The sequence below is a fragment of the Nonomuraea sp. NPDC002799 genome, assembly GCF_053592075.1.
In genome coordinates this window covers 295,425-316,784 of sequence record NZ_JBSFVA010000005.1, presented here as the reverse complement: position 1 = coordinate 316,784, position 21,360 = coordinate 295,425, and the positions used below count along the sequence as shown (strand labels likewise).

At 72.0% G+C, this 21,360-nt stretch carries 23 protein-coding genes; 13 read left to right on the top strand and 10 right to left on the bottom strand.

Going from position 1 to position 21,360, the window contains the following annotated elements; all coding sequences use genetic code 11:
• The first annotated feature begins 9 nt into the window (after positions 1–9).
• Together ACWD0F_RS12920 and ACWD0F_RS12915 are read left to right on the top strand one after the other, a co-directional pair.
• Positions 10–243 (top strand): hypothetical protein, encoded by a 234-nt coding sequence (locus ACWD0F_RS12920; RefSeq protein ID WP_449874823.1) that lies wholly within the window; start codon positions 10–12, stop codon positions 241–243.
• Positions 240–953: an HNH endonuclease family protein gene (locus ACWD0F_RS12915; RefSeq protein ID WP_449874821.1), complete on the top strand. Its 714-nt coding sequence runs from the start codon at positions 240–242 to the stop codon at positions 951–953. The genes ACWD0F_RS12920 and ACWD0F_RS12915 overlap by 4 nt, the downstream gene beginning before the upstream one ends.
• Here ACWD0F_RS12915 and ACWD0F_RS12910 read toward each other — a convergent pair.
• A complete protein-coding gene (locus ACWD0F_RS12910; RefSeq protein ID WP_449874819.1) occupies positions 950–1,792 on the bottom strand; it encodes an SGNH/GDSL hydrolase family protein in 843 nt (280 codons plus the stop codon). The two genes, ACWD0F_RS12915 and ACWD0F_RS12910, sit on opposite strands and share 4 nt — an antisense overlap.
• 218 nt (positions 1,793–2,010) lie before the next feature.
• Between ACWD0F_RS12910 and ACWD0F_RS12905 the strand changes: the two genes are divergently transcribed.
• A complete protein-coding gene (locus tag ACWD0F_RS12905; protein ID WP_449874817.1) occupies positions 2,011–3,240 on the top strand; it encodes an isochorismate synthase in 1,230 nt (409 codons plus the stop codon).
• Positions 3,241–3,417: 177 nt separating this feature from the next.
• Here ACWD0F_RS12905 and ACWD0F_RS12900 read toward each other — a convergent pair whose 3' ends face one another.
• Entirely contained in the window at positions 3,418–4,038 is a 621-nt protein-coding gene (locus ACWD0F_RS12900; RefSeq protein ID WP_449874815.1) for an IMPACT family protein, read from the bottom strand.
• Between the two features lie 107 nt (positions 4,039–4,145).
• On the opposite strand from ACWD0F_RS12900, the gene ACWD0F_RS12895 reads away from it, so the two are divergent.
• A complete protein-coding gene (locus tag ACWD0F_RS12895) occupies positions 4,146–4,457 on the top strand; it encodes a hypothetical protein (protein WP_449874813.1) in 312 nt (103 codons plus the stop codon).
• 7 nt (positions 4,458–4,464) lie between these two features.
• On the opposite strand, the gene ACWD0F_RS12890 is transcribed toward ACWD0F_RS12895, so the two are convergent.
• The 4 genes from ACWD0F_RS12890 to ACWD0F_RS12875 form a co-directional block, all read right to left on the bottom strand.
• Entirely contained in the window at positions 4,465–5,298 is an 834-nt protein-coding gene (locus ACWD0F_RS12890) for a metallophosphoesterase family protein (RefSeq protein ID WP_449874811.1), read from the bottom strand.
• A gap of 284 nt (positions 5,299–5,582) precedes the next feature.
• Positions 5,583–6,350, bottom strand: a complete 768-nt coding sequence (locus ACWD0F_RS12885) for an ATP-binding cassette domain-containing protein (protein WP_449874809.1) — start codon at positions 6,348–6,350, stop codon at positions 5,583–5,585.
• A complete protein-coding gene (locus ACWD0F_RS12880; RefSeq protein ID WP_449874807.1) occupies positions 6,347–7,387 on the bottom strand; it encodes an ABC transporter permease in 1,041 nt (346 codons plus the stop codon). The genes ACWD0F_RS12885 and ACWD0F_RS12880 overlap by 4 nt, the downstream gene beginning before the upstream one ends.
• Positions 7,384–8,361, bottom strand: a complete 978-nt coding sequence (locus ACWD0F_RS12875; protein WP_449874805.1) for a sugar ABC transporter substrate-binding protein — start codon at positions 8,359–8,361, stop codon at positions 7,384–7,386. Before ACWD0F_RS12875 ends, ACWD0F_RS12880 begins: the two co-directional genes overlap by 4 nt.
• 118 nt (positions 8,362–8,479) lie before the next feature.
• Here ACWD0F_RS12875 and ACWD0F_RS12870 point away from each other — a divergent pair, with 118 nt between their 5' ends.
• Positions 8,480–9,730, top strand: coding sequence for a phytase (locus tag ACWD0F_RS12870; RefSeq protein ID WP_449874803.1), 1,251 nt, complete (start codon positions 8,480–8,482; stop codon positions 9,728–9,730).
• 13 nt (positions 9,731–9,743) lie between these two features.
• Here ACWD0F_RS12870 and ACWD0F_RS12865 read toward each other — a convergent pair whose 3' ends face one another.
• Positions 9,744–10,643, bottom strand: coding sequence for a CHRD domain-containing protein (locus ACWD0F_RS12865; protein WP_449874801.1), 900 nt, complete (start codon positions 10,641–10,643; stop codon positions 9,744–9,746).
• 82 nt (positions 10,644–10,725) lie between these two features.
• Positions 10,726–11,457: a GntR family transcriptional regulator gene (locus ACWD0F_RS12860; RefSeq protein WP_449874800.1), complete on the bottom strand. Its 732-nt coding sequence runs from the start codon at positions 11,455–11,457 to the stop codon at positions 10,726–10,728.
• Between the two features lie 154 nt (positions 11,458–11,611).
• Between ACWD0F_RS12860 and ACWD0F_RS12855 the strand changes: the two genes are divergently transcribed.
• The 7 genes from ACWD0F_RS12855 (at position 11,612) to ACWD0F_RS12825 (ending at position 18,610) form a co-directional block, all read left to right on the top strand.
• Positions 11,612–12,280: a GntR family transcriptional regulator gene (locus ACWD0F_RS12855; RefSeq protein WP_449874798.1), complete on the top strand. Its 669-nt coding sequence runs from the start codon at positions 11,612–11,614 to the stop codon at positions 12,278–12,280.
• Between the two features lie 282 nt (positions 12,281–12,562).
• Positions 12,563–13,528 carry an ABC transporter substrate-binding protein gene (locus tag ACWD0F_RS12850; protein ID WP_449874797.1) on the top strand — a complete coding sequence of 322 codons (966 nt, stop codon included), beginning with the start codon at positions 12,563–12,565 and terminating at the stop codon, positions 13,526–13,528.
• Complete coding sequence (locus tag ACWD0F_RS12845; RefSeq protein ID WP_449874795.1) at positions 13,525–14,346, top strand: ABC transporter permease; 822 nt, start codon at positions 13,525–13,527, stop codon at positions 14,344–14,346. The genes ACWD0F_RS12850 and ACWD0F_RS12845 overlap by 4 nt, the downstream gene beginning before the upstream one ends.
• Positions 14,343–15,119 (top strand): ABC transporter permease, encoded by a 777-nt coding sequence (locus tag ACWD0F_RS12840; RefSeq protein WP_449874793.1) that lies wholly within the window; start codon positions 14,343–14,345, stop codon positions 15,117–15,119. The genes ACWD0F_RS12845 and ACWD0F_RS12840 overlap by 4 nt, the downstream gene beginning before the upstream one ends.
• A gap of 52 nt (positions 15,120–15,171) precedes the next feature.
• Complete coding sequence (locus ACWD0F_RS12835; protein ID WP_449875021.1) at positions 15,172–15,954, top strand: ABC transporter ATP-binding protein; 783 nt, start codon at positions 15,172–15,174, stop codon at positions 15,952–15,954.
• A 59-nt stretch (positions 15,955–16,013) separates the two neighbouring features.
• Positions 16,014–17,900 carry a tannase/feruloyl esterase family alpha/beta hydrolase gene (locus ACWD0F_RS12830; protein WP_449874791.1) on the top strand — a complete coding sequence of 629 codons (1,887 nt, stop codon included), beginning with the start codon at positions 16,014–16,016 and terminating at the stop codon, positions 17,898–17,900.
• 32 nt (positions 17,901–17,932) lie between these two features.
• Entirely contained in the window at positions 17,933–18,610 is a 678-nt protein-coding gene (locus ACWD0F_RS12825) for a TetR/AcrR family transcriptional regulator (RefSeq protein WP_449874789.1), read from the top strand.
• Here ACWD0F_RS12825 and ACWD0F_RS12820 read toward each other — a convergent pair.
• Together ACWD0F_RS12820 and ACWD0F_RS12815 are read right to left on the bottom strand one after the other, a co-directional pair.
• On the bottom strand, positions 18,607–19,437 hold the full coding sequence (locus ACWD0F_RS12820; RefSeq protein ID WP_449874787.1) for an HpcH/HpaI aldolase/citrate lyase family protein: 831 nt from the start codon (positions 19,435–19,437) through the stop codon (positions 18,607–18,609). The two genes, ACWD0F_RS12825 and ACWD0F_RS12820, sit on opposite strands and share 4 nt — an antisense overlap.
• On the bottom strand, positions 19,434–20,621 hold the full coding sequence (locus tag ACWD0F_RS12815; RefSeq protein WP_449874785.1) for a CaiB/BaiF CoA transferase family protein: 1,188 nt from the start codon (positions 20,619–20,621) through the stop codon (positions 19,434–19,436). The genes ACWD0F_RS12820 and ACWD0F_RS12815 overlap by 4 nt, the downstream gene beginning before the upstream one ends.
• A gap of 79 nt (positions 20,622–20,700) precedes the next feature.
• Here ACWD0F_RS12815 and ACWD0F_RS12810 point away from each other — a divergent pair, with 79 nt between their 5' ends.
• Positions 20,701–21,354 (top strand): GntR family transcriptional regulator, encoded by a 654-nt coding sequence (locus ACWD0F_RS12810; RefSeq protein ID WP_449874783.1) that lies wholly within the window; start codon positions 20,701–20,703, stop codon positions 21,352–21,354.
• The last annotated feature ends 6 nt before the right edge of the window (positions 21,355–21,360 follow it).

Sequence of the window (21,360 nt, the reverse complement as noted above, 5' to 3'; positions counted from 1 at the left end):
CTCGGCACCATGGGCATCGTGCGGCTCGGCACCATGGGCATCGTGCCGCTCGGCACCATGGGCATCGTGCCGCTCGGCACCATGGGCATCGTGCCGCTCGGCACCATGGGCATCGTGCCGCTCGGCACCATGGGCGTCGGCGGCCGGATCTTCTGGACGATCAGTCACACAACCCTCCCTGTGTCGAAACGGCCGATGCCGGGAATTTCTCTAGACAACTGGAGCCACGGGAGGCCTGATTGAGCACGAAGGACGCGATCGCGTTCCTCGCCGGAGCCATCATCGTCGCTTCCTTCGTCGGCACCGCCAAGTCTCCGCCGGCCACCGCGGCCAGCCCGCTGGGCAACGTCAGCGGCACGCTGCCCGGTCTGGCCCCCATCATCTCGGACGCCGAGAAAGCCGAGGCACGCGGTCTCGTCAAACGGCTGCGGGTCAAGGGCTTAGGCCCCAACACGGGTTACGAGCGCACGAGGTACGGCGAGAACTGGGCCGACGAGGCGACCGGGGTGCCGTACGCGCGCAACGGCTGCCGCACCCGCGACGACCTGCTGGCCCGCGACGGCCGCGAGGTGAAATATCGTTCGGGGTCGAGCTGCGAGGTCGTCTCCATGGAGCTGACCGACCCCTACACCGGCAGGATCATCCACTGGCACAAGGCCGACGCCGACGAGGTGCAGGTGGACCACGTGGTGCCGCTCAACTACGGCTGGCGCATGGGGGCGCCACGGTGGTCCATGTCCAAGCGGCTCGACTTCGCCAACGACCCGCTCAACCTGCTGCCCGTGGACGGTGCCACGAACGAGGAGAAGGACGCCTCGGGCCCGGCGAGCTGGCTGCCGCCGCAGAAGGTCATCCGCTGCGCCTACGTCACGCGCTTCGCGCAGGTGGCGCTGAAGTATGACGTGCCCGTCACCGCCTCCGACCGCAAGGCCATGCTCGCGCAGTGCCGTTAACGCGGGTCGATCCAGGAGAAGCCGTGCTTGAACGTCTGCTCCGCGATGACCTGTTGCCCGGCCGCGTTGGGATGGAAGTAGTCCCACCCGCTGACGTGGGCGATGGTGAAGGGGTAGGAGAAGACCGCGCCGCCGTCGGTGCGGCAGCCCGGGCCGTACGCGGCGCAGAGCTCGGCCGCCGCCCGGTTGTAGTCCAGCACCCGCGCGCGCACCCTGGCCCGGCGCTCGTCGTCGGCGCGCTTGGCCGAGCTGGGGTCGGCCAGCATCGTGGGGCAGACCTTGCCGAGGGTCCAGAACGTGCGGGCGAGCGCGTTGTCCTTGCCGACCTTCCACAACCGCCGCAGGTCGGGAACGCCCGCGATGAGCACCCTGGCCCGCGGCATCCCGGCCCGCAGCTCGGTGAGCGCCCCCGCCATCCGCCGCCGGTAGGCCGGCACGGGCGTCATGGCCTGCTCGGTGCGCGCGCACGCGTCGTTGGCGCCCACGAGGATCGTCACGTAGTCGGCCTTGGCCGCGATCGCCTTCTTCACCTGGCCGAGCAGGTCGGCGCTGGTCGCGCCGGGGACGGCGAAGTTGAGATTGTGCTTCTGGAGCGTTCCAGAGAGCTGAGCCAGGCGCTGGTAGTGGCTGCTGACCACGGGACTGTCACCGGCGGACCACGAGCGGGAGACGCACGAGACGTACCAGCCGCAGGCGTTGAAGCCGGTGGAGATCGAGTCGCCGAGCGCGGCCATGATCTCGGGGACGGGCTGGGCGGCCGAGGTGTCGGCGCGCGCGCCGACACCTGAACCGGACAGGACAACCACTGCTGCGAGGACGGGCCCCAGGCGACCGATCATGAGCCCAAAGGTAGGGAGCCGATCACGGGCCTGCTATGGCGTTTCGGCAAGGTCTGTGATTTCAGGACCCACTTCCTATCATCGCTTGACAGACCCCTCGCGATCAGGTTGCTCCCAATACCCACCGACGTGCGGTTTTATCCGGGTGCGTTGACCGTAATCTCGCATTCACGGGGGCCCGAGTCGAACGTGTTCAGTTCCCGCATAGAGTGTCTCGGGTGAGTGTCGCGCTCGGAACAACCCACCCGCTACCGGTTCGCACCACCCTCGTAGGCGACCCCGGCGACCTGCTGGCCTCCCTGCCCGCAACGGCACCCTATGCCTGGGTCAGACATGGTGAGGGCCTGGTCGGCTGGGGGGAGGCCGCCCGCGTGGCCGTCCCGCCGGGTCCCGGCCGGTTCGCCTGGGCCCGCCAGTGGCTGGCCACCGTCTTCGGTGACGCCCACGTCGACGACGCGGTGCGCACGCCCGGCTCCGGGCCCGTCGCCTTCGGCAGCTTCACCTTCGACGAGGACGCCGCCGGCTCCGTCCTGGTCGTCCCGCGGGCCGTGCTCGCCCGCCGCGACGGCCACGCCTGGCTGACCACCGTCGGCGAGGCGCCGCTGGAGTCGTTCACCCCCGTCCGCGAGCCGGGCCGCATCAGCTACGGCGACGGCAGCCTGACCGCCCCCGAGTGGGAGCACGTCGTGGCCCGCGCCGCCCAGCGCATCCGCGACGGCGAGCTGGAGAAGGTCGTGCTCGCCCGCGACCTGCTCGCCACCGCCGAGCGCCCCATCGACGTGCGACTGCTGCTCACCCGGCTGGCCCTGCGCTATCCCGAGTGCTACACGTTCTCGGTCGCCGGGCTCGTCGGCGCCACCCCCGAGCTGCTGATCCGGCGCACGGGGCAGGAGATCGAGTCGCTCGTGCTGGCCGGCACCACGGCGCGCGGCATCGGCCCGGCCGACGACATCGCCCGCGGGGCCGCGCTGTTCGCCTCGCAGAAGGACCGGCACGAGCACGAGTGCGCCATCGCCTCGGTGCGCCAGACCCTCGCCCCGCTGTGCTCGGCGCTGAAGACGCCCGACGAGCCCGAGCTGCTGGTGCTGCCCAACGTCCAGCACCTGGCCAGCCATGTCACCGGGCGGCTGGCCGACGGGGCGTCGGTGCTCGACGTGGTCGCGGCCATGCACCCGACGGCGGCCGTCGGCGGCACCCCGACGCCGACCGCCATCCAGGTCATCAGGGAGCTGGAGGGCATGGACCGGGCCGGCTACGCCGGGCCCGTGGGCTGGATCGACGCCCACGGCGACGGAGAGTGGGGCATCGCGCTCCGCTCCGGGCTGGTCCAGGGGCGCCGGGCGCGGCTGTTCGCCGGCGCCGGCATCATGGGCGACTCCGACCCGTCCTCCGAGCTGGCCGAGGCGCAGGCCAAGTTCCGCGTCATGCAGTACGCGCTGGAGGGGTGACCACGCGGCCCTGGCGCCGTTCGGCCACGCATGATCAGGCCCGTCGCGATCAGGCCGGGACGCGATCAGGCCGGGACGTGATCAGGCCGGGACGCGATCAGGCCGGGACGTGATCAGGCCGGGACGCGATCAGGCCGGGACGTGATCAGGCCGGGACGTGATCAGGCCGGGACGTGATCAGGCCGGGACGTGGATGTCGGCGCCCACGTCCACGCGGGCCCGCCCGGCCGTCAGCGTGGCCACCCAGTCGGTGAACGCCGCCACCTCGTCGTCGCCCACCGCGACCGCGAAGGTGACCTGGCCCGCGTACGTCACGTCCTGGACCGCGTAGCGGGAGGCGCGCAGGTCGTTCTCCACCCGCCCGGCCTGGTCGTGCGCCACCGCGACGCCGACCAGCTTGGCCGGGACCATCCGCACCGGCTCGGCCCGGTCGAGGGTCTCGGTGACCGCCGAGCCGTAGGCGCGCACCAGGCCGCCGGCGCCCAGCAGCGTGCCGCCGAAGTAACGCGTCACCACCGCCACCACGTCGCTGAATCCCCGGCCGACCAGGGCCTGCACCATCGGGGTGCCCGCCGTGCCGCCCGGCTCGCCGTCGTCGTCGCCCTTCTGCACCCGCTGCCCGACGACGTAGGCCGTGCAGTTGTGGCTGGCGCCGGCGTGCGCACGGCGGCGCCCGGCGATGAAGGCCGCCGCCTCCTCGACCGTGCGCGCGGGGGCCAGGGCGCAGAGGAAACGCGAGCGCCGCGCCTCGGTCTCGTGCACGGTGACGGTCGTGAGAGTGAGGTACGAGGCTGGCACATTCGACAGGGTATGCCCTGCGCCCGGAGAACTTCGCGGGCTACCATGCCGTCCATATGGACTTACGGGAGGGTCTTATGGACACTGCCAACGACATCATGCCCTTGGTGACCGCGGCTATCGGCGCCTATGGCACGAGTGTGCTGGCCAAGACCAACGAGCTGGCCGCCGAGACCGCCGTCGCCCGCGGCACCCGCATCCTGCAGCGGGTCTTCGGCCGCGGCGACACCTATTCCAGCAAGGTGGTCGAGCGGCTGGCGGGGTCCGACGACGAGGCCGCCCGCGAGGCGCTGCGGCTGGCGATCGTGGAGGCGTTCCAGGCGGACCCCATCCTCGCCGGCGAGGTCGCGGCGATGCTGCCCCGGGTGGCGGTGGCCGCGTCCGGGGACCGCTCGGTGCGAGATCGGCCGGCTCCCTGACGGATGGTCAGGGGAGGACCTCCCGCAGCAGCTCGCGCTCGCGCGTCCTGCGCTGCCACTCCCTGGGGTAACCGAGCGACACCTCCTCGAAGCGCACGCCGTCGTACCAGGTCACGCGGGGGATGTGCAGATGACCGTAGATCATCGCGGCCGTCCGGTAGCGCGTGTGCCAGTCTCTCGTGGCCGTCGTCCCGCACCATTGGGCGAACTCGGGATAGTGCAGCACGTCCGTCGGCTCGCGGACCAGCGGATAGTGGTTGACGAAGACGAGCGGCACGTCGTCCAGCTCCGCCAGCCGCCGCTCGGTCAGCTCCACCCGCGCCCGGCACCAGGCCTCGCGGCTCGGGTACGGGTCGGGGTGCAGCAGGAACTCATCCGTGCACACCACCCCGGTGCTGTGCGCGTAGGCCAGGCCGCTCTCCTTCGTGCGGTGGCCCGGGGGCAGGAACGTGTAGTCGTAGAGCAGGAAGAGCGGCACGATCCTGACCGGCCCGCCCCTGCCCTCCCACAGCGGGTACGGGTCCTCGGGCGTGAGCACGCCCAGCTCCCTGCAGATCTCCACCAGACGTTCGTAGCGGGCCACGCCCCGCAATTCCGGCAGCTCCCCCTTCGGGGTCCACAACTCGTGGTTGCCCGGCGCCCACACCACCCGCTCGAAGCGGCCGGCCAGCAGGCGCAGTGTCCAGGCGATGTCCTCCAGGAGCTCGCCGATGTCCCCCGCGACCAGTAACCAGTCGCCGGAGGACGTGGGTTTCAGGTCCTGCACGATGGCCCGGTTCTCGGCGTACGACACGTGCAGGTCGCTGACCGCCAGCAGTCTGCTCCCGTCATGCGAGGCCATGCAGGATCCCCCTTCGTCCGGTAGGACGAGCATGACACGGACGGGGCCGGCGCGGCATCAGGTGACCGGCGAGCTGGAAGCGGCGCCGTCGATCCGGCAGCCGCCAGCGCGGTCCCGGCGGCCCTTCCGGGCCGCCGGGTGAAAACCCGCGCCCCGGTAATAACGGTCCCGGGGGCCGATCGCACCACAGCTCCACGCCGAACGCCTTTACAAAGTAGATCCGGGTGTACGTCCCGCCGACAGGATCATTCCGCGTCCCGCGTCGAGGCCACCTCACGAACCCGTCAAATCTCCATCTGATCCCGCTTCAGCTCGTGGGCCAGCTCGTCCAGCTCCGCTCCGCCCGCCATGAGCGCGGTCAGCTCGTCCGTGGTGATCTCGGCCTTGCCGAACTCCCCCAGGCTGGTCCCCCGTTTGAGCAGCAGGAACCGGTCCCCCACCGGATAGGCGTGATGCGGGTTGTGGGTGATGAAGACGACGCCGAGGCCCCGGTCGCGGGCGCGGGCGATGTACCGGAGCACCACGCCCGCCTGCTTGACCCCCAGCGCCGAGGTGGGCTCGTCGAGGATGAGGACGCGGGCGCCGAAGTAGACGGCCCTGGCGATGGCGACCGACTGCCGCTCGCCGCCCGACAGCGTGCCGACCGGCTGGTCCACGTCGCGGATGTCGATGCCCATCGCCCGCAGCTCCTCGCGGGCCACCCGGCGGGCCTTGGCCACGTCGAAGGCCAGGCCCTTGCGCGGCTCGGAGCCGAGGAAGAAGTTCCGCCAGACCGACATGAGCGGGATCATCGCCAGGTCCTGGTAGACGGTGGCGATGCCCCGGTCGAGCGCGTCGCGGGGGCCGCCGAAGCGCACCTCCTCGCCGTCCACCAGCAACACGCCCTCGTCGTGCTGGTGCACCCCCGCGAGGATCTTGATGAGCGTGGACTTGCCCGCGCCGTTGTCACCGAGCACGCAGGTGACCCGGCCGGCCTCCACGGCCATCGACACCTCGCGCAGCGCCAGCACCGAGCCGAACGTCTTGCCGATGCCCCGGGTTTCCAGAATCAATGCTTCACCTCCTCGGCGTACCGCCTGACCAGGCGGTTGGCCAGCGTGGCCAGCAGCAGCATGGCTCCCAGGAAGAACTTGAACCAGTCGGCGTCCCAGCCCAGGAAGACGATGCCCTTGTCGGCCATGCCGAAGATGACCGCGCCGACGGCGGCTCCGACGGCCGAGCCGTACCCGCCGGTGAGCAGGCAACCGCCGATGACGGCGGCGATGATGTAGATGAACTCCTGGCCGATGCCGATGTTGGCCTGCACCGACGTGTAGCGCAGCGCCAGGATCGAGCCGACCAGCCAGGCGGCGAACGCCGTCGTCATGAACAACGCGATCTTCGTACGGGCGGCGGGCACGCCCACCGCGCGGGCCGCCTGCTCGTTGCCGCCCACCGCGAAGATCCAGTTGCCCGCCTTGGAGCGCATGAGCACCCAGGTGGCCAGCGCCGTCGCCACGATCCACCACAGGATCGCCACCCGGAAGGACGTCCCGCCGATCTCGATCGTCCCGGCGAACAGGGCGTTCGCGCCCTCGAACCCGGACGCCCGCCGCAGGCCGCCGACCTGCACGGTCCCGGTGATGGCCTTGGTCACGCCGAGGTTGACGCCCTGCAGCATGAGGAACGTGCCGAGCGTGACGATGAACGACGGCAGCCTGGTCCTGGTGACGATCAGCCCGTTGGCCAGCCCGATGCCCAGCGCCACGACCAGGCCGACCAGCATCGCCAGCCACACGTTGAACCCGTAGCGGGTGGCCAGCGTGACCAGGATCAGCCCGCTCGTGCCGGTCAGCACGCCCGCCGACAGGTCGAACTCGCCGCCGATCATCAGCAGCGCGACCGCGACCGCCATGATGCCGAGCGTGGCGGCCGGATCGAGCCAGTTGGCGATGCCGGCCGGCGACCTGAACACCGGGGACTGCGCGGCGAAGAAGGTGAAGACCACGACCAGCCCGACCACCGCGCCGAGCTCGGGCCTGATGAGCAGGCGGCGGGCCGGCCCGAGGCCGGCCACCCGCTCGTCGGCCCGCACCGGCGCGGTGGTCATCGGGTGCCCGCCGCGGCCAGCTCGGCCACCTGCTCGGCGTTGTCCTTGGTCACGAAGCCCGGCCCGGTGTTGACCGGCAGGCCGCCGCCGACGGTGTTGAGGTTGTTCTTGTACAGGCCGAGGAACGTGATCGGCAGGTAGCCCTGCAGGTACTGCTGCTGGTCCACGGCGAACAGGACCTCACCGTCCTTGATCGCGGTCACCACGTCGGCCGACAGGTCGAACGTCGCCAGCTTGGCCTGCGACCCCGCGTCCTTGATGGCGTCCCTGGCGGCCACGGCGACGGCCGGGTTGAGCGCGAGCACGCCGTTGACCTGCGCGTCCGTCTGGAGCTTGGCGGTCACCTTGGAGGTGACGTCGGCCAGGTTGCTCACGTCCACCTGCAGCCGCTCGACCGTGCCGCCCAGCGTCTGCTCGGCGCCCTTGCACCGCTGGTCGAGGCCGACGTTGCCGGCTTCGTGGATGACGCACAGCAGCTTGGTGACGCCGGCCGCCTTGAGCTGCTCGCCCGCGCCGCGCCCGGCCACGTCCTCCGACTGGCCGACGTGCGTGATGGCGCCGAGCGCCTTGGAGGAGTCGGCGCCCGAGTTGATCGTCACGACCGGGATCTTCGCCGCGACGGCCTTGCCGACGGCCTCCTTCAAGGCGTCGGGGTTGGCCAGGGAGACCACGATGCCGTCCACCTTCGCGGAGACGGCCTGGTCGATGAGCTGCGACTGTTTGGCGGGGTCGCCGTCGCCCTGGTAGGTGACCTGCACGCCGTACTGCTTGCCCGCGGCCTCGGCACCGTTCTTGACCACGTCCCAGAAGGAGTCGCCGGGGGCGCCGTGGGTGATGACGGCGAAGTTGCCGCCCGGCGCCGCGGGCGCGGAGGCCGCCGGCGCGCTCTGCGTGGGGCTCTGCCCTCCCGAGGATGAACAGCCGGTCACCGCGAGCGCGCCCAGCAGCGCCAGCACGATCGGGGTACGTCTCATAGGACACCTCCAAGACCAACGGGCTTGGCCCTGGTTCTACCTCAATATCATCTGTTTGTATAGACATGCTGACTTATGCCCAGCACGTTCACCGCTCGTTCCGTGTGAGGAGATGCCCGTGCATTCCTTCTTATCCACGCTGCTCCTGCTTCTCACCCCCGTGACGGCACCGGCCACCGGCCTGCCCACCGTGACGGCCGCCGCAGAGACCCCGCCCCTGCACGACGACGAGGCGGGCGGCCACGCCAACGGCGACGACCCGGCCATCTGGGTGCACCCGTCGCGCCCCGGCAGGAGCGTGGTGATCACCACCGCCAAGGAGGGCGGCCTGTACGTCTACTCCCTGTCCGGCGCGCAGCTCCAGCACCTCCCGGCCCAGCCCGCCCCCGGTCCCGGCCACGAACCGGGCCGGCTCAACAACGTCGACCTCGTCCACGGGTTCCGCCTGTCCACGGGCGCGCGGGCGGACCTGGCCGTGGCCTCCGACCGGGGGCGCGACCAGCTTCGGGTCTACGCGATCGACCCGGCCGCGGCCGCCGCCGGCCGGCCGCCGCTGACGGACGTCACCGACGCCTCGGCGCCGTTCGTGTTCAACGCGACCCAGGAGGAGGTCGACGCGGCCGAGACCGCGTACGGGCTGGCCGTCGCGGGCACCCACGTGCTCGTCAGCCGCCGCCACACGACCACGCTCGGCCTGCTGCGGCTCGTGGCCGCCCCCGGCGGCAAGGTCACCTACCAGCGGGCCCGCACCCTGGACCTGCCCGCGAGCTTCCCCCTGCCGGACGGGACCACCTGGGCGCCGTGCGCAGAGCCGGGTGAGCTGCCGCAGGTCGAGGGCATGGTCGTGGACGCCGAACGCGGCGTGCTCTACGCCGCGCAGGAGGACGTCGGCATCTGGCGCCTGCGCGCCGACCTCACCGGGCGGCCGGCGCTGATGGACAAGGTCAAGGAGTACGGCCGCCAGGACGCCTACGACCCGGCCACCGAGGAGTGCGTCCCCGGCCAGGACCGCGGCTACGGTGGCGAGCACCTGGCCGCCGACGCCGAAGGGCTGACGATCTACCGGGGCGACGGCGGCCGGGGTTATCTGCTGGCCTCCAGCCAGGGCGACGACACCTTCGCCGTCTACGACCGCGACGGCGGCGCGCACCTCGCCCAGTTCCGCGTCGGGCCCGGCGACCGGGCCGACGGCGCCGAGGTCAGCGACGGCGCGATGGTCACCAGCGCGTCGCTGGGCGGCGCGTTCCCCCAGGGCCTGCTGGTCGTGCACGACGGCGCCGACACCCCGGCGGACTCCGACCGGGAGACCACCAACTTCAAGCTCGTGGACTGGCGCAAGGTGGCCCGCATCCTGGAGCACCGCGCTTAGGCGGCGAACACCGTCACCAGTCGCCCCGGTAGAGCTGGCCGCGTACCGCGCCGCCGGGGAACTCGGCGGTGTGCAGGTTCACGTACCAGTTCTTCGGGTTGTTCCAGATGCGGCGGCCCAGCGCGGCGGGGGTGGCCACGCTGCCCGCCACGCCGTTGACGCCGGCCGGCAGGCCCTTGGCCGCGGCGAAGAACGGCACGACCACCGGCCCGTTCCTGCCCTTGACGGCGCGGTGGATGTGCGCGCCGACCGGCGCCCCGATCCGCTTCCACGCGGTGGCGAACCACACCCGGCCGCCCTCCGGCTGCACCAGCCACCCGGCGCGCCCGTCGCCGTCGCCGACCTTCGTGCCGGGCGCCGCCACCTCCTGCCGCCCGTCGGCCCGCGTGGTCAGCGTGTGGCCGAACCCGTGCGACAACACCGACTCCAGCTCCACCGGCCGGATCCGGTGGAGCTGTGCCCGTACGGCGCCGCCGCCGAATTCGGCGTTGTGCAGGTTGGCGTACCAGTTACCGGGATTGTTGATGATGCGGCCGAGCAGGTTGAGGTCCTTGACCACGACCGTGCCCTTGACGGCGTGCAGCGAGGCGGGCAGCGCCTGGCCCAGGAACGGGACCCTGACGTCGCCGTTCTGGCCGGCCCGGCCCCGGTGGATGTGGAACCCGCTGGGTGCGGCGAGCCGCTGCCACCGGACGGCGTAGTCGACGCGGTGGCCGTGGATGCGGAACACGGCGAGCGCGCTGCCGTCCGGGTCGCCGACCTTCGTGCCCTGAGCGGGCACCTCGTTCGCGCCCTTGAGCGACGCGGCCAGGTAGATGGGCGTGCTTGCCTGCGCGGACAACGGGCTGAGCGACGTGGCGACCAGGGCGACGGCCGCGGCCAGGCCGGTGACGATGAGGGGGCGCATGTTCATGATGACCCTTTCGGTGGTCTCTGGCGTGGTACGGCTTCCTCCGCCGCCAGGTTCAACCACCGGAGAATCGAGCGCCCGGCGCCTAACGCGGCAGGCCCGCCGCGGGCCGGGTGCCCGTCGCCTTGAGCGCCTCGATCACGCTGCCCAGATGGCGGCGGACCGCCAGCTCCGCCGCCCGTGGATCGCGGGCGCAGATCGCCTCGATGATCGCCTGGTGCTCAAGGAGGGAGACCGCGGGCCGGCCGGGCTGCAGGGCCAGCCGGAACTGGTGGCGCACGCTGCGCGCGCGCAGCCGTTCCAGGACGCGCTCCGCCGTGCCCTGCTCGCCGAGGTCGCGGATCCGCCGGTGCAGGAGCTGGTTGGCCGCGGAGTAGGCCAGCACGTCGCCGGCCGCCACCGACTCCGCCATCCGGGCGCCGATCCGGCGGAGCTCCTCGATGTCGGCGGCCGTCACCCGCTCGGCCGCCTTGGCCGCGCACAGGCCCTCGACCACCATCCGGACCTCGGAGATCTCGATCGCCTCGTCGAGGGGGACCGCGCGCACCCGCGCGCCACGGTTCTGCACGCGCTCCACGAGTCCCTCGTTGGAGAGCTGGAGCAGCGCCGCGCGGACGGCGCTGCGGCTGGCCGAGAAGCGTGCCGCCAGGTCGACCTCCACGAGGCGCTGGTCCGGAACGTATTCGCCGGTGGCGATGGCGTCGCGGATCTCGCCGAGCACCTGGTCCGGATCCGTCTCCACCCGCCTGACGGGCGGGGACCCGGGTGCGGGCGCGGCCGTGGCGCCGGCCTGCGGGGTCTTCAGCTCAGCCGACACGTCAAGTTCCCCCACGTCCCACCAGTCATCCGCAGCCGTGCTGACGAGATGAATGGTAGCGGCCACCCGGACGGGATCATGGCGCGATGTCCGGCGCCTATACTGTCAACCACTTCAAGTCGCCATTCTGCGGCGACCGGCGCGGGAGGAAGGCATGGGAGCGGGCGACCCCCAGGACCTCGTCGTGCAGATCCGCCGCTCGGTGCTGGACGGGCACTTCGCCGCAGGACAGCGGCTCGTCGAAGCCGAGCTGTGCGGCCTCTACCACGTCAGCCGGTCCACCGTGCGGCAGGCACTGCGCGAGCTCGTCGCCGACGGCCTCATCGAGGTGCAGCGCAACAAGGGGGCGCGGGTCCGGGTGATCTCCACCGCCGAGGCCGTGGAGATCACCGAAGTGCGGATGGTGCTGGAGGGCCTGCTGGCGGCGAAGGCCGCGCAGCGGGTGACGTCCGAGCAGGCCGGCCGGCTCATCGGCATCAAGGAGGCGATGCGCGAGCGGGTGGCGGCCCACGACCCGCTGGCCTACTCCGACCTCAACGCCGCGCTGCACGAGCTGATCCAGGAGATCGCCGGGCAGGTGACCGCCCGGACCATCCTCATCCGGCTCCAGGGCCAGCTCGTCCGCCACCAGTTCCGGCTCTCCCTGCAGCCGGGGCGTTCCAGCGTGTCGCTCGGCCAGCACGAGAAGATCGTCGATGCCATCGTGGCCGGCGATCCGGCGGGCGCGGAGGCCGCGATGCGCGCGCATCTGAGCGACGTGATCGCCCAGATCTCGCGGACGGCGGCGCCGCACCTGGAGAGCGCCGTGGTGACCAAGGCCTGAGCTCCCAGGCTTCTCCGGAGCACCGCAACACCCTTTGATCAGCAGGTCCTGGCCGTCCGCGCCGGGGCCTGTTCGCGCATGTCGTGACCCGAAAAGTGCAGACAACTTCGGCGTAGCACTTGGCGTACAAATCGTTGACAATCTCGTTCATCATTCATAGCATCAACTCCACCCAACGAGCGGTGTCATCGGGAGGACAGACCGCGCGTCCCGACCCGGCGGGCCTCGTCCGTGACGAGTGCCCGGCATCTCCACCCCTGACCGACGCCTGGAGAGAACACCGTGATCAAAATCCGCGCGGCTCTGGCCGCCGCCTCCGCTCTCCTTCTCGCCGCGTGCGGCGGCGGGCAGAGCCCTCCCGCGGACGCCGGCGGCGCCTCGGGAGCTCCCACCCCGGTGAAGGTCAGCGTCATCCCGATCATCGACGTGGCGCCGATCTACCTCGGGAACCAGCAGGGATTCTTCGCCGCGGAAGGGCTGAAGCTGGAGCTCGTCCCCGCCCAGGGCGGCGCCGCCATCGTGCCCGCCGTCGTCAGCGGCCAGGTGGAGTTCGGATTCAGCAACTTCACCTCACTGATCATCGCCAAGTCCAAGGGCCTCCCTCTCAAGGTCGTCGCACCCGGCGCCGGCTCGACGGGGACCCAGGGCGAGGACTTCGGCGGCGTGGTCGTCAAGGCGGGCAGCCCGCTGAAGTCCGCCGCCGACCTGGCCGGCAAACGCGTCGCGGTCAACACGCTGAACAACATCAACGACACGACGGTGCGGGCCTCCATCCGGGCCGCCGGCGGGGACGCCAAGAACGTCACCTTCACCGAGCTGGCCTTCCCCGACATGCTCGCCGCCCTGGACAAGGGGAACGTCGACGCGGTCCAGGTCGTCGAGCCGTTCCTGGCGACCGCCAAGAAGAACGGCGACCGCGTGATCGCGTCGAACTACGTGGACACCGCCCCCGGCCTGACCATCGCCGGCTACTTCACCTCCCAGCAGACCCTCACCGCCAAGCCCGACCTGGTCAAGCGCTTCACCTCCGCGATGCAGAAGTCGCTGAAGTACGCGAGCGACAACCCGGACGCGGTGCGCAAGGTCCTGCTCACGTACACGAAGATCGACCCGTCGCTGACCGGCTCGCTCACGCTCCCCACCTATCCGGCGGAGGTCAACGGCGACTCGCTGGAGACGTTGTCGAAGCTCGCCGTGCAGGACGGCCTCATCCAGAGCGCTCCCGACCTCAGCGGGCTCCTTCCGTGACAGCGGTGGCGACGGCGGGCCGGGGCCGGGACACCCGCCGGCACCACCCGCCGCCCGCCTGGCTGCTGGGCCTGATCGGCCTGGCCGGGCTGGTCATGGTGGTGGAGCTGGCGCCCAGGATCGGGCTGGTGGACGAGCGGTACCTGCCGCCGTTCAGCTCCATGGTCGCGGCCCTGGCCGAGCAGGCCGGGACGGCGGAGTTCTGGCAGTCCCTGGCGCAGACGCTGCGCGGCTGGGCGATCGGCCTGTCGATCGCGATGGGCGCGGGCGTGCTGCTGGGCATCGTGATCGGCGGTGTCCCGCTGGTGCGGGCGGCGCTGAACTCGACGATCGAGTTCCTGCGCCCGATCCCGTCGGTGGCGCTGATCCCGCTGGCCGTGCTGCTGTTCGGCACGGACATGCGCTCGACGCTGCTGCTGGTGGTCTACGCCGCCTTCTGGCAGGTGCTGGTGCAGGTGCTGTACGGCGTGCGGGACGTGGACCCGGTCGCCAGGGAGACCGCCCGGTCCTACCGGTTCCGTGCGCTGACCCAGGTGCGCACGGTGATCTGGCCGACCGCGCTGCCGTACGTGCTGACCGGCTTCCGGCTGGGCGCGGCGGTGGCGCTGATCCTGGAGATCACCGGCGAGCTGATCATCGGCTCCCCCGGGCTCGGCCGGCAGATCGCGGTGGCGCAGAGCTCCGGCGCGGTCGCCTCGATGTACGCCCTGGTCATCGTGGTCGGCCTGATCGGTGTGGTCGTCAACGTCATCGCGCGCGCCACCGAGCGCCGGGCACTGCGCTGGCACCCCTCGATCCGCAGGGAGGTGTCCGCGTGAGCCGCGCGGGCCGCAGGGTCCTGCTGCTGCTGGCGGTGCCGGTGCTGCTGGTCGCGGCCTGGTGGGCGGCGACGGCGGACAGCACGAGCTTCTTCTGGCCGCCGCTGAGCCAGATTGCGGGCACCTTCGGCGAGACCTGGTTCACCGGGCGCTTCGCCGCCGACGTGCTGCCCAGCCTGGCCCGGCTGCTGGCGGGCTACCTCGCGGCCGTGGCGCTGGGCGTGGGCCTGGGCACCGCGATCGGTTCGTCGCCCACGCTCCGGGGCCTGCTGGAGCCGGTGCTGGAGTTCTTCCGCGCCATCCCGTCTCCGGTGCTGGTGCCGATCCTGATGTTGTTCGCCGGCATCGGGAACGGGATGAAGATCCTGGTGATCGTCTCGGGCTGCGTGTGGCCGGTGCTGCTGAACACGGTGGAGGGCGTCCGCGCCCTGGACGAGGTGCTGCGCGACACCGCCCGCAGCTACCGGCTGCGCCGCCGGTCCCGGCTCGTCCATCTGGTGCTGCGCGGGGCCAGCCCGCAGATCGCCGCGGGCGCGCGGCAGGCGCTGTCCATCGGGATCATCCTGATGGTGATCAGCGAGATGTTCGCCGCGAGCAACGGCGTGGGCTTCACCATCATCCAGTTCCAGCGCAGCTTCGCGATCCCGCAGATGTGGACCGGGATCATCATGCTCGGGCTGATCGGCATCGCCCTGTCGATGATCTTCCGAGTGGTGGAGAGCCGGTTGCTGCGCTGGTACACCGGTCTGCGCATGTCACAGCGAGAGGGCTGAGATGACCACCACACCCGTCGGCGCCGCCGCGCGCCCGGAGAGCGTCACCACGATGCTGGACGTCCGCGGCCTCAAGAAGGTCTATGAGGGGCGGGGCCGCAGCGTCGAGGCCGTCCGCGACCTGACCTTCACCGTCGGGTCCGGCGAGCTCGTCTGCATCGTGGGGCCTTCGGGCGCCGGCAAGACCACCCTGCTGAAGTGCATCGCCGGCCTGCTGGACAGCACCGCCGGCGCGGTGCTGCTCGAAGGCGAGCGGGTCACCGGCCCGCCGCGCGGCATGGCCGTGGTCTTCCAGGAGTACGGCCGCAGCCTGTTCCCCTGGATGAGCGTGCGGCAGAACGTCGAGCTCCCGCTGAAGGAGAAGAAGGTCCCCAAGGCCGAGCGGCGGCGGCTGGTCGCGGAGGCGCTGGACGCCGTCGGCCTGACCGAGGCCGGGGACGCCCACCCCTGGCAACTGTCCGGGGGCATGCAGCAGCGGGTGGCCATCGCCCGCGCGGTCGCCTACGAGCCGCATCTGCTGCTGATGGACGAGCCCTTCGCCGCCGTCGACGCCCAGACCCGGGCCGATCTCGAAGACCTCGTCCGCTCGTTGTGGCGGCGCCTCGGGGTCACCGTGTTGTTCGTCACCCACGACATCGACGAGTCGGTCTATCTCGGCCGGCGCGTCATCGTGCTGTCCGACTCGCCGACGGTCGTGCTCGAAGACGTCGCCATCGACCTGCCGGACGAGCGCGACCAGCTCACCACCCGCTCGCTGCCCCGCTTCGCCGAGTTGCGGGCCCACGTCTACGAGCTCATCCAGCGGGCCAAGGGCGGCCATCGCCCAGGTCCATGACCTTCTCCGCACGCCCGCCGGCTCCCGGTCCGGCGGCCCCCCTGAGAGGCGGTTGTCCCATGCGCGGCTTCTTCGTTCCTGGCAGGAGGCACCGGTCGAGCGTCGCGGAACGCGCGCGCGGCCGGTCCGGCCGGCCGGCCGGTGCCCTCGTCGTCGCGGTCCTGGTGGCCGCCCTGGTCCCGGCCATGAGCGCGGGCAGCGCGGCCGGCGCCGATCCCGCGGCCGGTGCCGATACCGCAGTCAGCGCCGATAGGGCGACCGGTGCCGACAGCGCGTACGGTGCCGGTTCCGGGCGGCGCCCGATCACGGCGGCGGGGCTCGCGGACCTGCCCGCGCTGCGCCCCGTGCTGGACTGCGCCGCTCTGACGGGCCTCGACCTGGACGGGGTCACCGACGCGCCGGTCACGATCCGGTCCGCGACCGTGGCCACCGCGGGCGCGCCGGCTCCGTACTGCGACGTCCGGGGCACCATCGCCCCCGCCGACACCATCGTCCTGCGCCTGCCCGTGAACGGCTGGACACAGCGCTACGTGCAGACCGGCTGCGGCGGCCTGTGCGGCAGCGCCAACATCGGCTACACGCAGGCGTCGGCCTGCCCGCCGATCGCGGACGGCACGGTCGCCAGCGCGACGACCGACATGGGTCACCAGGGCCGCAACGACGGGACCTGGGCGGCGGGCGACCCGCAGGCGCAGATCGACTTCGCCTACCGGGGCGTGCACGTGACGGCCCAGGTCGCCAAGGCCGTCATCACCCGGTTCTACGGCCGCGCCCCGGTCTACTCCTACTTCAACGGCTGCTCCGACGGGGGCCGCGAGGCGCTGATGGAGGCGCAGCGCTTCCCCGGCGACTTCGACGGCATCGCCGCCGGCGCGCCCGCGAACAACATGGTCGTCCAGAACACCTTCCACCACGCGTGGAACGTCCTGACCAACCTCGATGAGGACGGGCGCTCCATCCTGCTCGCCGGCAGGCTGCCGCTGATCCACGACGCCGTGCTGGCCGCCTGCGACGGAACGGACGGCCTGACGGACGGTGTGATCGACGACCCCCGCCGGTGCGGCTTCGACCCGGCCACGCTGATCTGCGAGCCGGGCGGGGATCCGGCGGCGTGCCTGTCCCCGGCCGAGGCCGGGGTGGTCCGCCGGCTGCACGACGGCGCGGTGGACGAGCGGGGCCGGCGGCTGGAGCCCGCGATCGCCCACGAGTGGGGATCCGAGCTCGAATGGACCCTGTTCGTGCCGGCGGCGCAGGGACAGACCGTGGGCAGCGAGAACTTCGTGGTGAGCTTCGCGCGCTACCTCGGCTACACCAACGTGGTGAACCCGAGCTGGAAGCTGTCCGATCTGAAGTTCACGGTCGCGTCGTTCTGGAACACGGTGCGATCCTCCGCCTACCTGTCCGCGATGGACCCCGACCTCGGCCGCTTCCAGCGCGGCGGCGGGAAGCTGCTGCTCTGGCACGGCTGGAACGACCAGCACATCTCGCCGCAGGGCACGCTGGCCTACTACGACGCCATGCGCGCGAGCATGGGGCAGCGAACCGTCGACCGGTTCGCCAAGCTCTACCTCTTCCCCGGGGTCGCGCACTGCGGCGGCGGCGAGGGGCCGAACACCTTCGACATCCTCACCCCCGTGATGGCCTGGACCGAGAGCGGCCGGGAGCCCGCGAGGATCGTCGCGTCGAAGGTGGCGGACGGCGCCGTCACGCGGACGCGGCCGGTGTATCCCTACCCCGCGGTCGCGCGCTACGACGGCACGGGCAGCGTCGACGACGCGGCGAACTTCGCCGCCCACACGCCTCGCCAGGAGCCGCGCTCCGACTACCACTGGCTCGGCGAGCGGCTGTTCTCCTCCGACTACCAGACCTGGTGCACGGCCTCGGGTACGACACTGCTGTGCCGACCGGCCGAGACGTGGCTCACCCGCCGGGCGCGCCAACAGTAGAACGGAACCTTACGTTCCCATATGCTAGGGGTATGAGCACCGCACCCATGAGCGGCCGCAAGGCACAGGCCGCGCGTAACGACGAGTTGATCCTCCAGGCGGCACGGGCGGTCTTCACCGCCGATCCCGGCGCCCCCATCGCGGCCGTGGCCGAGAAGGCGGGTGTCGGGATCAGCGCACTCTATCGCCGATACCCCAGCAAGGAGGCGCTGCTGCAGAAACTCTGCGGCGACGGGCTCAAGCTCTACGTCGAGGTCTCCGAGCGGGCGCTGGCCGACGACGGCGAGCCGTGGGAGGCGTTCGCCGGATACCTGCGCGGCATCGTGGACGCCGACACCAACTCGCTGACGATCAAGCTGGCGGGCACCTTCCAGCCCACGCAGGAGCTGCACGAGGACGCGGCCAGGGCCGGCGCCCTGGCCGCGGAGGTGCACCACCGGGCGGTGGCGGCGGGCGTGCTGCGGCCGGACGTGACGGCGGCGGACGTGGCGATGTTGTTCGAGCAGCTCGCCTCGATCAAGCTGGGCGGCGAGGAGCGCACCCGGCAGCTCCGCCTGCGTTACCTGGCCCTGATGGCGGACTCGCTCCGGGTGCCGCCCGCGCACCGCGAGCTGCCGGGCCCGCCGCCCGAGGACGTCGAGCTCTCCGAACGCTGGAGCCCCTCCACCTGGTCTCCGGCGGCCGGCGACGGATCGCGAGACGAGCGCTAGCCTCCGGAGGCCGGGCCGTCGCCGGCGAGCCGCTTCGCGAGGGCCAGCGTGCGGCGGGCCCTGGCGACGATGGGGGCGTCCGCGAACCGGCCGTCGGGCAGGGCGACCGCGCCGATCCCCGACCGTTCGGCGCGCTCGGCCGCCTCGACGATCTCGGCGGCCCTGGCCGTCTCCTCGCCGGTGGGCCGGAACGCCCGCCTGATCGCGGGGATCTGCCGGGGGTGGATCGCGGTCCTGCCGAACAGGCCGATCGCCCGGCCCGCCACGCAGGAGGCGAGCAGGCCCTCCTCGTCGCGGATGTTGGGGTAGACGGACATGGGCACCGGCGGCAGCCCCGCCGCGGCGGCGGCGAGGACGACCTGGAGCCTGAGGTGGTTCATGGCGTGCTCGTCGGTGATCGACAACTCGGCGGCCAGGTCCTGCTCGCCGAGCGCGACCCCGGCGACGCGCGGGTGCGCGGCGACGGCGCGGGCCTCGACGATCCCGGCCGCGGACTCCAGCAGCGCGTACGCGGGCGCGGCCCCGGTGATCGCGTCGAGCGTCCCGGCCGACTCGACCTTGGGCACCCGCACGGCGTCGGCCAGGTCGCCGACCGCCTCCAGGTCCGCCCGCCCGCGCTCGCCGGCCAGGTCGTTGATCCGCACGTGCACCCGGGCGCCCGCCGGGCGCTCGCGCAGGTAGGCGACGGCGTTGGCGCGGGCCTCGTCCTTGCGGGCGGGCGCGACGGCGTCCTCCAGGTCGATGATGACCACGTCGGCGCCGGAGGCGACCGCCTTGGCGAACCGCTCGGGGCGGTCGCCGGGCACGTAGAGCCAGGTGACGTTCACGCGATCACCCCGTCCGCGCGCAGGGCGGCGATGTCCTCGCCCGAGTAGCCCGACTCGGCGAGCACCTCGTCGGTGTCGCGGCCGATCGGCCGGCCCGGCCAGCGGATCTCGCCGGGAGTGTCCGACAGGCGGAAGAACACGTTCTGCATGGTGAGCGAGCCGAGCTCCTCGTCGGGCACCTCGACGAAGGTGTCCAGCGCCGCGTACTGCGGGTCCCGGGCGATGTCGGCGACGTCGTAGATGGGCGCGACCGCGGCCTGGACCTCCTCGAAGCGGGCGATGACCTCCGCGGCGTCCCGCTCGGCGATCCACGAGGCGACGGCCTCGTCGAGCTCGTCCACGTGCTGGACGCGGCCGTGCCCGCTGGCGAACCACGGCTGCTCGACCAGGTCGGGCCGCCCCACCAGGGTGACCACGCGCTCGGCGATGGGCTGGGCGCTGGTGGAGATCGCCAGCCACCGGCCGTCGCGGGTGCGGTAGGTGTTGCGCGGCGCGTTGCTGCTGGAGCGGTTGCCGGTGCGCTCCGGCACGACGCCGAGCGCCTTGTACGCGCTCATCTGCGGCCCCAGCAGGCCCAGGATCGGCTCGATGATCGCCATGTCGATGACCTGGCCGCGGCCGGTCTGGTCGCGGGCGCGCAGGGCGACCATGATCGCGTACGACATGGCCAGGCCCGCGATGCCGTCGGCGAGGGCCAGCGGCGGCAGGGTGGGCGCCCCGCCGGGCTGCCCGGTCATGGCCGCGAACCCGCTCATGGCCTCGGCCAGCGTCCCGAACCCCGGCTGCTTCGACATCGGCCCGAACTGCCCGAACCCGGTCATCCGGGCGACGATCAACCGCGGGTTGGCCGCCAGCAGATCCTCGGGGGCCAGGTTCCAGCGCTCCAGCGTGCCGGGGCGGAAGTTCTCGATCAGCACGTCGGACCGCCCGGCCAGGCGGCGCAGGATGTCCTGGCCGCCGGGGTGCGACAGGTCCACGGCGGCGGTGCGCTTGTTGCGCGACAACGTCTTCCACCACAACCCGACGCCGTCCACGGACGCGCCGTGGCCGCGTGAGGGATCGCCACGCCGGGGATGCTCGATTTTGATCACGTCGGCGCCGAAGTCGCCCAGCATCATCGCGGCGGAGGGACCGGCGAACAGCGTCGCCGCGTCGATGACCCGGAGGTCGGCGAGGCTCGTCATGGTTATGTAACTTATAAGAAATATGTCATAGGTCAAGATTTGGACTGACGAACTGCGATGTTGCGGGACACTTAACGACATGCCGACCAGCGAGCCCCGGCCGCCGATGAGCAAGGCGGAGTACGTCTACAGCGTGCTGCTCGACGACATCCGCACCGGCCGCATCCCCGGCGGCGCCGCCGTGCGGGCCGGCGAGGTGGCCAAGCGGCTCGGCGTCTCGGTCACGCCGGTGCGCGAGGCGCTGCGCCGGCTGGAGAAGGACCTGCTGATCAGCTACGAGGCGCACCACGGCGCGACCGTGGTGGACCTGGGCGATGAGGCGCTGGCCGAGTACTACGGCCTGCGCGCGGTGGTCGAGGGGCTGGGCGCGCGCCTGGCCGCCGGGCGGATCACCGCCGGGGAGCTGGCGTCGCTGCGGGAGCTGCACCACGCGATGGCCGCCGACGCCGAGCAGGGCAGGCACGAGCGGCTCGGGGAGCAGAGCCGCTCGTTCCATCTGCGCATCACCGACATCGGCGGGCCCGCCTTCCTGGGCGCGCACGCCAGGTCGGTGCGCAACAACGTCCCCGTGCCCGCCGAGGCGTCGCTCTGGCTGGACGAGACCCAGGTCAAAGCCCAGCTCGACGCGCACGAGGGCATCCTGGCCGCGCTGGAGGCCGGCGACGCCGACGCGGCGGAACGCATCATGATCGACCATGTGCGCCGCGCGGGGGACTACCGCCAGCGGCAGTGACCCCTG